General features: G+C 41.6%; 14 protein-coding genes. All 14 read left to right on the forward strand.

Annotated features, from left to right (window positions below; all coding sequences use genetic code 11):
- Positions 1-85 precede the first annotated feature (85 nt).
- The 14 genes from tsf to rnhB all read left to right on the forward strand — a co-directional run bounded on the left by tsf (position 86) and on the right by rnhB (position 13,997).
- A complete protein-coding gene (gene tsf, locus C9J41_RS16230; protein WP_107207724.1) occupies positions 86-931 on the forward strand; it encodes a translation elongation factor Ts in 846 nt (281 codons plus the stop codon).
- Between the two features lie 89 nt (positions 932-1,020).
- Positions 1,021-1,749 carry a UMP kinase gene (pyrH, locus tag C9J41_RS16235; RefSeq protein ID WP_005371658.1) on the forward strand — a complete coding sequence of 243 codons (729 nt, stop codon included), beginning with the start codon at positions 1,021-1,023 and terminating at the stop codon, positions 1,747-1,749.
- A 77-nt stretch (positions 1,750-1,826) separates the two neighbouring features.
- On the forward strand, positions 1,827-2,384 hold the full coding sequence (frr, locus tag C9J41_RS16240) for a ribosome recycling factor (protein ID WP_107207723.1): 558 nt from the start codon (positions 1,827-1,829) through the stop codon (positions 2,382-2,384).
- A 75-nt stretch (positions 2,385-2,459) separates the two neighbouring features.
- The gene (locus C9J41_RS16245) at positions 2,460-3,221 is read left to right on the forward strand and encodes an isoprenyl transferase (RefSeq protein ID WP_107207722.1); all 762 of its coding nucleotides are present in this window, start codon (positions 2,460-2,462) and stop codon (positions 3,219-3,221) included.
- A 100-nt stretch (positions 3,222-3,321) separates the two neighbouring features.
- Complete coding sequence (locus C9J41_RS16250) at positions 3,322-4,170, forward strand: phosphatidate cytidylyltransferase (protein WP_107207721.1); 849 nt, start codon at positions 3,322-3,324, stop codon at positions 4,168-4,170.
- A 58-nt stretch (positions 4,171-4,228) separates the two neighbouring features.
- On the forward strand, positions 4,229-5,425 hold the full coding sequence (ispC, locus tag C9J41_RS16255) for a 1-deoxy-D-xylulose-5-phosphate reductoisomerase (protein WP_107247519.1): 1,197 nt from the start codon (positions 4,229-4,231) through the stop codon (positions 5,423-5,425).
- On the forward strand, positions 5,422-6,777 hold the full coding sequence (gene rseP / locus C9J41_RS16260; protein ID WP_107247520.1) for a sigma E protease regulator RseP: 1,356 nt from the start codon (positions 5,422-5,424) through the stop codon (positions 6,775-6,777). Before ispC ends, rseP begins: the two co-directional genes overlap by 4 nt.
- Positions 6,778-6,812: 35 nt before the next feature.
- Positions 6,813-9,239, forward strand: coding sequence for an outer membrane protein assembly factor BamA (gene bamA / locus C9J41_RS16265; RefSeq protein WP_107207718.1), 2,427 nt, complete (start codon positions 6,813-6,815; stop codon positions 9,237-9,239).
- Positions 9,240-9,256: 17 nt separating this feature from the next.
- Positions 9,257-9,766: an OmpH family outer membrane protein gene (locus tag C9J41_RS16270; protein ID WP_107207717.1), complete on the forward strand. Its 510-nt coding sequence runs from the start codon at positions 9,257-9,259 to the stop codon at positions 9,764-9,766.
- Between the two features lie 113 nt (positions 9,767-9,879).
- Entirely contained in the window at positions 9,880-10,908 is a 1,029-nt protein-coding gene (lpxD, locus tag C9J41_RS16275) for a UDP-3-O-(3-hydroxymyristoyl)glucosamine N-acyltransferase (RefSeq protein WP_107287843.1), read from the forward strand.
- Positions 10,909-11,001: 93 nt separating this feature from the next.
- Complete coding sequence (gene fabZ / locus C9J41_RS16280) at positions 11,002-11,457, forward strand: 3-hydroxyacyl-ACP dehydratase FabZ (protein WP_005371673.1); 456 nt, start codon at positions 11,002-11,004, stop codon at positions 11,455-11,457.
- Positions 11,454-12,242 (forward strand): acyl-ACP--UDP-N-acetylglucosamine O-acyltransferase, encoded by a 789-nt coding sequence (lpxA, locus tag C9J41_RS16285; RefSeq protein WP_107207715.1) that lies wholly within the window; start codon positions 11,454-11,456, stop codon positions 12,240-12,242. Before fabZ ends, lpxA begins: the two co-directional genes overlap by 4 nt.
- A complete protein-coding gene (gene lpxB, locus C9J41_RS16290) occupies positions 12,242-13,384 on the forward strand; it encodes a lipid-A-disaccharide synthase (protein WP_107294792.1) in 1,143 nt (380 codons plus the stop codon). Before lpxA ends, lpxB begins: the two co-directional genes overlap by 1 nt.
- Position 13,385: 1 nt before the next feature.
- Positions 13,386-13,997, forward strand: coding sequence for a ribonuclease HII (gene rnhB / locus C9J41_RS16295; protein ID WP_107294793.1), 612 nt, complete (start codon positions 13,386-13,388; stop codon positions 13,995-13,997).
- The last annotated feature ends 104 nt before the right edge of the window (positions 13,998-14,101 follow it).

Consider the following 14,101-nt stretch of genomic DNA (forward strand, 5'->3'; position numbering starts at 1 on the left):
TACCTTGTGTAAACTAAGAATGGTTACCAGGGGCCGATAGGGCCCCTGATTTTTACTCGAAGAATTAAATCTGAGGATTATGACAATGGCAACAGTTACAGCTGCCCTAGTTAAAGAACTGCGCGAGCGTACTGGCGCAGGTATGATGGATTGTAAAAAAGCGCTTGTAGAAGCTAATGCTGATATCGAGCTAGCGATCGAAAACATGCGTAAGAGCGGTGCTGCAAAAGCTGCTAAGAAAGCAGGTAACGTAGCAGCTGAAGGTACTATCATCATCAAAGAAGCTGCTGGTAAAGCTGCTCTTGTTGAAGTTAACTGCCAAACTGACTTCGTTGCTAAAGACGGTAGCTTCCTAGCATTCGCTAACGAAGTTGCTGATGCAGCACTTGCGAACCATGCGTCTATCGAAGAGCTTCAAGCACAATTTGAAGAAGCACGTATCGCGTTAGTTGCTAAGATTGGTGAGAACATCTCTATCCGTCGTGTAGATTACATCGAAGGCGAGAAAGTTTCTGCTTACACTCACGGTGCTCGTATCGCTGTTGTTGTTGCTGGTAACGGCGACGAAGAAACATTAAAGCACATCGCAATGCACGTTGCTGCATCTAAGCCTGAATACGTTAACCCATCTGACGTACCAGCAGACGTAGTTGCTAAAGAGCGTGAAGTTCAAGTTGAAATCGCAATGAACGAAGGCAAGCCTAAAGAAATCGCTGAAAAGATGGTTGAAGGCCGCATGAAGAAGTTCACTGGCGAAGTTTCTCTAACTGGTCAAGCTTTCATCATGGAACCAAAGAAAACTGTTGGTGAAGTACTGAAAGAAACTGGTGCTACAGTAACTAACTTCATTCGTCTAGAAGTTGGTGAAGGTATCGAGAAAGCTCAAGAAATGAGCTTTGCAGAAGAAGTAGCAGCTGTTCAGAAGGGTTAATCCTTCTTTATAAGAATGCCAAAGACCGTAGCCAAGGCTGCGGTCTTTTTACAACTCCATATCTCAAGTTAGCCTGGAAGGTAAAACACATGACCACAAACCCAAAACCAACTTATCAACGAATTTTGCTTAAGCTAAGTGGTGAAGCACTACAAGGCGAAGAAGGTTTCGGCATTGACGCACAAGTTCTTGACCGTATGGCTCAAGAAATCAAAGAACTCGTTGAACTGGGTGTTCAAGTAGGCCTAGTTATTGGTGGTGGTAACTTATTCCGTGGTGCTGGCCTTGCAGAAGCAGGTATGAACCGAGTTGTGGGCGACCACATGGGTATGCTAGCAACTGTAATGAACGGCTTAGCAATGCGTGATTCTTTGCATCGTGCCTATGTGAACGCTCGAGTGATGTCTGCTATTCCTCTCAATGGTGTTTGTGATAACTACAACTGGGCTGATGCAATTAGCCAGTTACGCCAGGGCCGTGTCGTGATTTTCTCTGCAGGTACTGGTAACCCATTCTTTACTACTGATTCTGCAGCATGTTTACGTGGTATCGAAATTGAAGCTGATGTTGTACTAAAAGCGACCAAAGTGGATGGTGTTTACACAGATGATCCAGTTAAGAACCCAGATGCAGTACTTTGTGATAAGCTAAGCTACCAAGATGTACTTGAAAAAGAATTAAAGGTAATGGATTTAGCGGCCTTTACACTTGCTCGTGACCACAATATGCCAATTCGTGTCTTTAATATGAATAAACCAGGCGCACTACGTCGCGTAGTGATGGGTGAGCAAGAAGGTACGCTAATCACTAGCGCTTAAGCAAAAGTGGGCAACTGATTAATTGAAAAAAGTACGATTACTTTTTTACTGTGACCGAATTATCAAGGGTATTTATCGTGATTAACGAAATCAAACAAGACGCGCAAGTGCGCATGGAAAAAAGTGTTGATGCACTACGAAATCAACTAGTAAAAATCCGTACAGGTCGTGCTCACCCAAGCCTACTTGATACGATTCATGTTGAGTACTACGGTGCGAACACTCCGTTAAACCAAGTGGCAAACGTGGTTGCTGAAGATGCTCGTACTCTTGCTATCACTGTATTTGACCGTGAACTAGCACCAAAAGTAGAAAAAGCGATCATGATGTCGGATTTGGGTCTAAACCCAATGTCTGCAGGTACTGTGATCCGTGTTCCTCTTCCACCACTTACAGAAGAGCGTCGTCGCGATCTTGTTAAGATTGTACGTGCAGAAGCAGAGCAAGGCCGTGTTGCTGTTCGTAACATTCGTCGCGATGCAAATGCAACGGTTAAAGGTTTACTAAAAGATAAAGAAATTTCTGAAGACGATGATCGTCGTGCACAAGATGAAATTCAGAAATTAACCGACGATGCTATTAAGAATATCGATGCAGTTCTTGAAGTAAAAGAAAAAGAGTTAATGGAAGTTTAAAACTATATTCGTTAGGTTTTAAATGGCTAGAGGCGCTGTGCGTGCAGCACAGCGCCTTTTTTTTGAGGGATAGAGATGGCAGAGCATTCAATCGAGGCTGGGCTTTCGGCAGATTGTCTTCCTAAACACATTGCTGTGATTATGGATGGTAATGGTCGTTGGGCAAAAGCCAAAGGCAAAGCTCGGGTGTTTGGTCACAAGGCTGGCGTAGAAGCCGTGCGAAAAACAGTCTCTACTGCTAATCGTCTTGGTATAAAAGCTTTGACACTATTTGCTTTTAGTAGTGAAAACTGGCGTCGTCCCGAGGCGGAGGTTTCACTATTGATGGAGCTCTTCATGACGGTATTAAGTCGTGAAGTAAAAAGATTACATAAGAATAATATTCAATTACGTATTATTGGTGATAAGCGTCGTTTTAGTCAGCGCTTACAAGATAAAATTTCAGCGGCAGAGGAATTAACCGCTGACAATACCGGTATGGTATTGAACATTGCAGCAAATTACGGCGGGCAATGGGATATTTTAGAAGCGGCTAAAAAGCTAGCTCAGCAGGCGATTGATAATGAACTTGATCTCGCAACCGTAACGGAACAAGATTTAGAGTCAGGGCTCTCAACGTATGGGTTACCAGAGGTTGATCTATTGATCCGTACCAGTGGTGAGTGCCGAATTAGTAACTTTATGTTATGGCAGGTAGCTTATGCGGAGTTATTTTTCACAGAAGAGCACTGGCCTGATTTTGATGAATCAAGTTTATTGAATGCTGTTGCTTGGTTCGTGACTCGTGAACGCCGTTTTGGCTGTACTGGCGAACAAATACAAGCATTGTTAAAATAAGAGTTATTACTTTTCGCCAATGCACAGTGATGTGTGTTGGCGTTATTATTTACAGTAAATATGGCCTTTGCCTATACAATAATTATATAGAGGACGCAGTTTGCTAAAGCAACGAATTATTACCGCATTAATCCTCGCACCACTTGTTATTGCGGGGATCTTTTTCTTACCATTTCCAGCCTTTGTGGCAGCCATTGCGGCAATAACATTATTGGGTTTTTGGGAATGGACACAGTTTATTAATACATCATCTCGCATCCGTGCAATGATTCTACCTGTGATTGCATTAGGTGCTAGCCTAGTGTTATTACCAGTAGATACAGCGTCTCTTTCGGCGATGAGTAATGGGTTACATGGCATGTTATTAGTAGGCGGAATATGGTGGCTAATTGCATCTATATTAGCGATTACATATCCTAAAACTGATAAGTTATGGGCATCTAATTCTTTTGTTAAACAGATTTTTGGCTTGTTAACACTGCTCCCGTTTTTTTGGAGTATTTTAATGTTACGTGCTGTAGATTACAGCATCGATTCGTATCATGGTGCTAAACTTGTTCTATTGGTTTGTTTCTTAGTTTGGTCTGCAGATACTGGCGCATACTTTTCAGGTAAGCGTTTTGGTAAGCATAAAATGGCGCCAGCCGTTAGCCCAAATAAAACGATTGAAGGTTTAGTCGGTGGGGTAATTTTAGCTGTTATTATTACTTGGCTAATGGCCCAACTTCTTTCTATCCCGTTTGTCTCAATTTCAAGCTTGTTATCGATAGCTATTATTACTGTTGTCATCTCTGTGCTTGGTGATTTAGTTGAAAGCATGTTTAAACGTGCTTCTGGCGTTAAAGATAGCGGTAACATATTACCCGGACATGGTGGGATCTTAGATCGTATTGATAGCTTAACCGCAGCAATACCTGTTTTTGCATTACTTTATCTTTGGTTAATGTAAGCCACCTCTTTTCTAAGGCAGCCATTACGCTGCCTTTTTTGTAAATGTAAGTGATTTTATGCGTAAGTTAACGATCCTAGGAGCGACGGGCTCAATAGGTAGCAGTACTTTAAATGTCGTTGCTAAAAACCCTGAGCTATTTGAAGTAGTAGCACTTGCTGCTGGTTCAAATGTTGAAAAAATGTTTGCGCTTTGTCAGCAATGGCAACCGAAATTTGTCGCAATGTTTGATAGTAAGGCTGCAGCAGAATTGGCGACCTTATTAAAGCAGCAAGAAATTGCTACAACAGTTCTTACTGGTGAGCAAGGTGTTTGTGAAGTCGCAGCACTTGATGATGTCGACACTGTAATGGCGGCGATTGTTGGCGCAGCGGGTTTATTACCAACAATGGCTGCAGTGAAAAAAGGTAAACGTATTTTACTTGCTAATAAAGAAGCGCTGGTGATGACTGGGCAAATGTTCATTGATGCTTGTGAACAGTATGGCGCTGAATTATTACCTGTTGATAGTGAGCATAATGCAATTTTTCAATCGTTGCCGACCAATATTCAGCAGTGTATGGGACGTTGTGATTTATCAGCATCAGGCGTGAGTAAAGTGCTATTGACGGGGTCTGGTGGTCCGTTTCGATACACTGATATTGCAGAGTTAGATAATGTGACACCAGCGATGGCGATTGCTCATCCTAATTGGTCAATGGGGCCAAAAATCTCTGTGGATTCAGCCACAATGATGAATAAAGGTCTAGAGTATATTGAAGCGCGCTGGTTATTTAATGCCAGTCGTGAGCAAATGGATGTCATTATTCATCCGCAGTCTGTTATTCACTCAATGGTGCAATATAAAGATGGTTCTGTTATTGCACAAATGGGGTTACCCGATATGTGTACGCCGATTGCTTGTGCAATGGCATACCCAGAGCGTGTCGATGCAGGCGTTGCTCCGCTTGATTTTAGTCAAATTGGTGAATTTACTTTTATGAAACCAGACTTTGATCGTTATCCATGTTTAAAGCTCGCTATTGATGCGTGCTATCAAGGGCAAGCGGCAACAACGACGTTAAATGCTGCTAATGAAATGGCTGTTGCGGCATTTTTAGCAGGTGAAATTTGCTTCACAGATATTGCTAAAGTGAACCAAAAAGTGCTAGAAATAGCCGTGCTTGTTGAACCTCACAATATTGCAGAGGTAATGGAAATAGATAAACAAGCTCGTCAACTTGCTTCAGATGTCATCACCAAGGAATTTGCATGATTGAATTTATCCGCAATTTAAGTGCTTTTTTAGTTGCTCTAGGAATATTGATTGCTGTCCATGAATTTGGTCACTTTTGGGTTGCTCGCCGTTGCGGTGTATATGTTGAACGCTTTTCGATTGGTTTCGGTAAGGCACTTTTTCGTCGTAAAGGAAAAGACGGAACAGAATATACATTGGCAATGATCCCGCTGGGCGGCTATGTAAAAATGCTTGATGAGCGGGTAGAAGAAGTGCCTGCAGAAAAGCGTCATATGGCGTTTAATAACAAAAAACTTTGGCAACGAAGTGCAATTGTTGCTGCCGGTCCTTTAGCTAACTTTATTTTTGCTATTTTTGCATATTGGGTTGTGTATCTTATTGGGGTTCCTGCACTAAAGCCGTTTATTGGTGAAGTGGCTCCACAATCGATCGCGGCACAAGCAGGAATTACACCTGGAATGGAACTTAAATCTATTTCAGGAATCGAAACATCAGATTGGGAATCAGCCAATATGGCAATGGTTTCTCATATTGGTGATAAGAGCATGGTGATCACAGCGACAGAGCCTGACAGTAATGTCATCGTGACGCGCACTTTAGATCTATCTCATTGGTCTTATGATCCTGAGTCTCAGCAAGTACTAAAAACATTAGGTATTACGCCTTATCGGCCTAAAATTACGTTAAATGTCGCGCAATTGGTTGATAATAGTGCTGCAGTAGATGCAGGATTTAAATTAAATGATAAGATTGTAGCAATTGATAAAAAGCCTGTAACTGAATGGCAGCAGTTTGTTGATGCGGTGCGTACGCACCCTGAGCAACCGCTTTCAGTTGAAGTGTTGCGAGATGATGAACCAGTGATGTTATCATTAGTTCCTCGTAGCAAGGTTGAACCAGATGGTAATCAAGTTGGCTATGTAGGATTAGCACCTGCGATTGAACCGTGGCCTGAATCTTATAAAGTAAACTTGCAGTTTGGTCCAATTGAAGCTGCGGTTAAAGCAACAGAAAAAACTAAGCAATTAGTGACGCTAACTTTTGATATGGTCACTAAACTGTTTACAGGTGATGTTGCAATTAAAAACCTCAGTGGACCGATATCCATTGCAAAAGGTGCAGGAATGACCGCCGACTTTGGTCTGGTCTACTTTCTTGGATTTTTAGCACTGATAAGTGTCAATTTAGGTATAGTTAATTTGTTACCGCTTCCGGTGTTGGATGGAGGACATTTAATGTTTTTCGCCATTGAAGCTGTAACCCGTCGTCCTGTGTCAGAACGAATTCAGGATATTGGCTATAGAGTGGGATCAGCCGTTTTGGTTGCGTTAATGGCCGTTGCGCTATTCAATGATTTTACCCGTCTTTAATAATGCGTTTTTAGCAAGGAATAATCAGAACAGTAATGGCGATTAAAAAACTGTTGGTCGCATCGCTGCTTTTAACCAGTAGCGTTGCGCATAGTGCGGAAGATAAATTTGTAGTTGATAACATTCGTTTTGAAGGACTTCAGCGTGTTACGTTAGGTGCGGCATTGTTAAAAATGCCTGTCCGCGTTGGAGATACTGTTGATCAACAGGATATTTCAGAACTAATAAAATCACTTTATTCTTCAGGCAACTTTGAAAATATTCGAGTATATCGTGACGGTAATACGCTTCAGATCGATGTAACAGAGCGTCCTACTATTGCTGATATTACTTTCTCAGGTAACAAAGCAATCAAAGCTGAGCAGCTAAAAGAAAATTTAGAAGCATCAGGTTTGCGAGTGGGTGAAGCGCTTGATCGTACGACGTTACGAAAAATTGAAAAAGGGCTAGAGGATTTCTATTACAGTGTTGGTAAATACAACGCAACGGTAGAAGCTGTTGTTACGCCTCTGCCTCGTAATCGTGCTGATATTAAATTTGTTTTCACTGAAGGTGTGTCTGCAAAAATTAAGCAGATTAACATTTTAGGTAACCATGTTTTCAGTGATGACGAATTACGCAGCAAGTTTAAACTAAAGGACGATGTGCCTTGGTGGAACTTCATGGCGAATGAAAAATATCAGAAACAAGTATTACAAGGTGATTTAGAAACACTGCGCTCTCAATACTTGAATAATGGTTATTTGAAATATCGACTTGATGATACACAAGTGTCTATTTCTCCGGATAAAAAAGGCGTGTATATCACTCTTAAAATCCATGAAGGGCATCAATATAAAGTTAAGAATGTACAGTTCCGTGGTGATGTTGCAGGTCGCGTTGCTGAGTTCGATAAGCTGGTAACATTTAAGAATGGCTCTGTATATAACGGCGCTGCAGTTACATCGCTAGAAGAAGCGATTAAGCGTAAGCTTGGTGAAGAAGGTTACGCTTACCCGAAAGTAACGACATACCCTGAGTTTGATGATAAGACCAATGAAGTATCATTGGTTGTTAATGTTGAACAAGGTAAACGTATTTACGTTCGTAATATCGAGTTCCGTGGTAATACCAATACGAAAGATGAAGTTTTACGCCGTGAAATGCGTCAAATGGAAGGTACTTGGTTAAATGCGAAGAAGATTGAAACAGGTAAAGCACGTTTAAACCGAACGGGCTTCTTTGAAAATGTTGATGTACAAACGGTACGAGTACCTGGTTCTGATGATCAGGTTGACATTAAGTACAACGTGAAAGAAGCCAATTCTGGTAGTGTTAACTTTGGTGTTGGTTACGGTACTGAATCAGGTATTAGTTTCCAAGCCGGTTTAACTCAAGATAACTTCTTAGGTACGGGTAATCGTTTTGGTATCAATGCGATGACGAACGATTATTCGAAAAATATCAGTCTTGAGTACAATGATCCTTACTTCACGATAAATAACGTAAGCTTGGGCGGTAAGATTTACTATAACGAGTTTAAAGCTTCTGATGCCAATATCTCGGATTACACCAACCAAAGCTACGGTACAAGCTTAACGTGGGGCTTCCCATTTAATGAGTTGAACTACTTTAACTTTAGTTTGGGTTACGATCACAATAAGATTTCGAACACTCAAGATTATTACCAAATTCAGCAGTTTAAAAAGATTCATGGCTTTGATCTCGATAGCGATAGTGCGATCACCCTTGATGATTTTAGTTGGACATTTGGCTGGACACGCAACAACTTAAACCGAGGTTACTTCCCAACCTCTGGTAACCGCCAAGACTTCTCATTTAAGATGACAATTCCTGGTTCTGACTCACAGTACTTCAAAGCGCAGTACAACGTTCGTCAATACATACCATTAACAGAGAGCCAAGACTTTAGCTTATTACTACGTGGTAAGTTGGGGTACGGTAATGGCTACGGTAAAACGGATAATGGTAGCGATCAGCTAATGCCATTCTATGAAAACTTCTATGCCGGTGGCTTTAGTTCAATTCGTGGTTTCCGTTCAAATACTGTAGGTCCAAAAGCGGTATTTGTTGGTGGTTGTGGCGTAAATGGTCAAGGTAATAACAACTGTGCGACCGGTACTGATGATGCAGCAGGTGGTAATGCCATTGCGCTTGCAAGTATGGAGCTAATTGTTCCAACGCCATTTGCTTCTGGTGAGTTGAAAAACCAAATCCGTACCAGTTTCTTTGTTGATGCTGGTTCTGTTTGGGATACAGAATATAACCTGAATTATAAGAGCAGCGATGGTCAAAAACTGGCAAATTACTCAGATCCAGGTATGATCCGCGCTTCTGCCGGTGCAGCTTTACAGTGGATGTCGCCAATGGGTCCACTTGTATTCTCGATTGCGAAACCAATCAAGAAATATGAAGGGGATGATGAGGAATTCTTCACATTCACTATTGGTCAGACATTCTAATTTTGAGGAGAGAACTTTTGAAACAATGGATTAAAGCAGCAAGTCTTGGCTTGGTAATTCTATCTTCGTCTATGTACGCAAATGCAGCGGAAGCTGCTCAAAAAATTGGTTACGTATCTACTGGTCAAGCAATGTCTGAGTTAGCTCAGCGTTACAAGGTTCAAGAGAAGTTAAAGAAAGAATTCAGTGGTCGTGTTGCGGCTCTACGTTCTATCGAAACTAAGATGAAGACCAAGATTGATAAATTGAAGCGTGATGGTGAACTAATGAGTTCAGATCAACGTCAAAAGCTTCAACGCGAGCTTGCTCAACTTGATTCTGATTACAAACTAAAAGCACAAGCACTTGCTGAAGATCAACGCCGTCGTGGTATGGAAGAAGAGCAGAAGCTTGTTAAGAAAATCCGTACAGCGATTGATACAGTAGCAGAGAAAAACGGTTATAACATCGTGCTAGACGCACAAGCTGTTTTATTCGCAAATAAGAAAGATGATCTTTCTTCTAAAGTGATTGCTGCGGTAAAATAATCAGTAATATGAAGCAATAATGATTGGTATATCGTTATTTTCACGATATACCAGTTTTTAGTGTATCTAACAGCCACTTTTGTGGCTGTTGTTACAATAGGTATAAGGTAAATATGGCTGCAATCACACTTGCTAAACTAGCTGAAAAATTAGGTGCAGAGCTTCAAGGCGACGGCTCGGTGGAAATTCATTCTATTGCTGGGATGAGCAAGGCAGTGGAAGGTCAAATAACGTTCCTTTCTGATAGCAAATACCGTAAGCAACTTGCTGATTGCAAGGCTGATGCAGTAATGCTACGAGAAGCGGATGTCGAATTCTTCCAAGGTAATGCACTGGTTGTAAAAGATCCTTACTTAAGCTACGCATTAGTTGCACAACTATTAGATACAACGCCAGCAGCAGCAACCGAGATAGCGGCATCTGCATTTGTAGATCCAACGGCTACGCTTGGTAATAACGTTGCTATTGGCCATAACGCAGTGATTGAAGCGGGTGTTACCTTAGGTAATAACGTGCAAATTGGTGCGGGTTGTTTTATCGGTAAAGATGCGGTGATTGGTGATAACACTAAATTATGGGCCAATGTCACTATCTACCACAATGTAAAGTTAGGTAGCGATTGTTTAGTGCAATCAAGCACGGTTATTGGTGCTGATGGCTTCGGTTACGCTAATGATAAAGGTGAGTGGGTAAAAATCCCTCAATTGGGCTCTGTGCGTATTGGTAATCGTGTTGAAATTGGTTCATGTACGACGATTGACCGTGGTGCACTCGATGACACCATTATTGAAGACAATGTGATCATTGATAACCAAATGCAAATCGCCCATAACGTGCAGATCGGATATGGTACAGCGATGGCGGGTGGTACAATTATCGCTGGTAGCACCAAAATTGGTAAATATTGTATTATTGGTGGTGCATCAGTATTAAATGGCCATATCAACATTGCTGATGGTGTAACCATCACTGGTATGGGCATGGTAATGCGAAGTATTGAAGAAAAAGGCATGTACTCTTCAGGTATTCCATTACAAACAAACCGCGAATGGCGTAAAACTGCAACGCGTGTTCATCGTATTGATGATATGAACAAACGTTTAAAAGCTGTTGAAAAAGAACTCGCAGCGAAAGGTAAGTAAGTTTTTACGTTTAATTGATGTGCCTACCTTGTGTAGGCCGTTTTGCATTGATATTGAATATTATTTTATTCTTTCTAATACAGGTATTTAGTTTTGACCAGCGAAAATAAGACGCTAAACATCACAGAAATTCAGGAACTGCTTCCTCATCGTTATCCTTTCTTAATGATTGACCGTGTTACTAATTATGATGAAGGCAAAACGTTAACAGCAATCAAAAATGTTTCTGTCAATGAGCCTCAATTTACTGGTCATTTCCCTAATATGCCGGTATTTCCAGGTGTAATGATTTTAGAAGCGATGGCACAAGCAACAGGTCTACTTGCATTTAAAACCTTTGGTGCGCCTGCTGAAAATGAACTGTACTACTTTGCAAGTATCGATAAAGCAAAGTTTCGTAAGCCTGTAGGTCCTGGTGATCAGCTTATTTTAGATGTTGAATTTATCAAAGAGCGTCGCGGTATTGCGCTATTTAATGGCGTAGCAACAGTTGACGGCGAAGTGGTATGTTCAGCTGAACTTAAATGTGCACGACGAGTATTCTCATGATCCATGAAACCGCACAAATTCATCCGTCAGCAGTGATTGAAGACGGTGTAAAGATTGGCGCTAATGTCAAAGTTGGTCCCTTCACTTATATTGCCACTGATGTTGAAATTGGTGAAGGCACTGAAGTGATGTCACACGTTGTGATTAAAGGTCCAACGGTGATCGGTAAAGACAACCGTATATTCCCATTCGCCGTGATCGGTGAAGAGTGCCAAGATAAGAAATATCAAGGCGAAGCAACACGTCTTGTGATTGGTGATCGCAATGTGATCCGTGAAAGTGTTCAAATGCATCGCGGCACAGTACAAGATAAAGGTGTGACTATCGTAGGTAGTGATAACCTTTTCTGTGTCAATGTACATATTGCGCATGATTGTGTTGTGGGCGATAACATTATCATGGGCAATAACGCGACATTAGCAGGTCACGTAACAGTTGAAGATTACGCGATTATTTCTGCACTATCGCCAGTACACCAATTCTGTACTGTCGGCGCACATAGTTTTATCGGCGGCGGCTCTATTGTTGTTCAAGATGTGCCACCATTTGTAATGGCGCAAGGTAACCATGCGAAACCGTTCGGTATTAATATCGAAGGCTTAAAGCGTCGTGGTTTTGAAAAACCAGAATTACATGCTATTCGTCGTGCATATAAAGAAATTTACCGTTCAGGTAAAACGCTAGCTGAAGTAAAACCTGTACTTGAAGAAATGAGTAAAGATTATCCTTCAATTGGCTTATTCCTGAAACTATTTGAAAACTCGACACGCGGTATTATTCGCTAATGACGAAGCCACTTCGAATAGGAATTGTCGCCGGAGAAATCTCCGGCGATATTTTAGGTGCAGGTTTTATTAAAGCTGTTAAAGCCAAATACCCAGATGCTGAATTTGTTGGTGTTGCTGGTCCTCGTATGCAGGCAGAAGGCTGTGAAGCGCTGTTTGATATGGAAGAGCTCGCGGTGATGGGGATTGTTGAAGTATTAGGTCGCTTACCTCGCTTATTTAAGGTCAAAGCAGAGCTTGTTAAATACTTTAGCGATAACCCGCCAGACGTTTTTGTTGGTATAGATGCGCCTGATTTTAACTTACGCCTAGAAAAAGATTTAAAAGAAAGCGGTATTAAAACCGTGCATTATGTCAGCCCATCGGTATGGGCATGGCGCCAAAAGCGTATCTTTAAAATCGAAGCTGCCACCAACCTTGTGCTTGCTTTCTTGCCATTCGAAAAAGCGTTTTACGATAAGTTTAATGTTCCTTGTGAGTTCGTCGGGCACACCATGGCAGATGCTATTCCATTGCAAACCGACCAAGGTGCTGCACAAAGATTATTAGGCCTAGATCCTGATAAACGATGGCTTGCGGTATTACCCGGAAGCCGAGGTAGCGAAATGGAAATGCTCGCGCCACCGTTTATCGAAACGTGTAAAAAGCTTAAGGCTAAACATCCTGATTTAGGTTTTGTCGTTGCACTGGTTAATCAAAAGCGTCGAGCACAATTTGAGCAAGCGTGGCAACAAACAGCACCGGATCTTGATTTCGTGCTGGTGGATGATACTGCTCGTAATGTAATGATTGCTTCGGATGCTGTATTGCTCGCATCGGGTACAGTTGCATTAGAATGTATGTTAGTGAAGCGTCCGATGGTGGTGGGCTATAAAGTGAAACCATTAACGGCGTGGCTGGCTAAGAAAATGCTTAAAACTAAGTATGTTTCATTGCCAAATATTCTCGCAGATGAAGAGTTGGTCACCGAGCTTTTGCAAGAAGATTGCACGCCAGAGAAGCTCTATCATGAAGTGGATAAAATGCTATATGGTGACACTTCTGAGCTGATGTTGAAATTTGAGCAGATGCATAAAACCATTCGTTGTAATGCTGATGAGCAAGCAGCAAATGCCGTCCTTGCCTTGATTGATAGAGCGTAAAATGGCTGAGAAAAAAGAGTTTGAACCTTTTGTTTACCCGCAAGCAAATTGTATTGCTGGGGTGGATGAAGTCGGTCGTGGGCCATTAGTTGGCGCAGTGGTGACTGCGGCTGTGATTTTAGATCCGAATAATCCCATTGAAGGTTTAACGGATTCTAAAAAATTGACCGAAAAAAAACGCAATTTGTTGTTTGATGAAATCAAAGAAAAAGCGTTGTCTTGGTCATTAGGTCGTTGTGAAGCGGACGAAATTGATAAGTTGAATATCTTGCAAGCAACGATGGTTGCGATGCAGCGCGCAGTAGCAGGCTTAAGTGTACAGCCAGATTACGTACTTATTGATGGTAACAAAGTGCCTGAATTACCGATGGCGGCACAGGCTGTGGTGAAAGGGGATTTACGTGTTGCAGAGATCAGTGCCGCGTCCATTATTGCTAAAGTGACCCGTGATCGTGAAATGGAAATATTAGATGCTGAGTTTCCGCAGTACGGTTTTGCTAAACATAAAGGTTATCCAACCAAAGCACACTTTGAAGCATTAGAGCAATACGGCGCAATAGATCAGCATCGTAAGAGCTTTAAACCCGTAAAGCGAGTATTGGGGTTAGACTAAACGATTTTTCTTTTTACAGACTAATGGCATAGCTATTCGCTATGCCATTTTTTTGTTTGCTCAATACCTCTCATACCTTGTTTCAGGTATAATTTTCATAATTA

It is taken from the genome of Photobacterium sp. GB-50, from assembly GCF_003026755.1.
In the GTDB taxonomy this organism is placed as follows: Bacteria; Pseudomonadota; Gammaproteobacteria; order Enterobacterales; family Vibrionaceae; genus Photobacterium.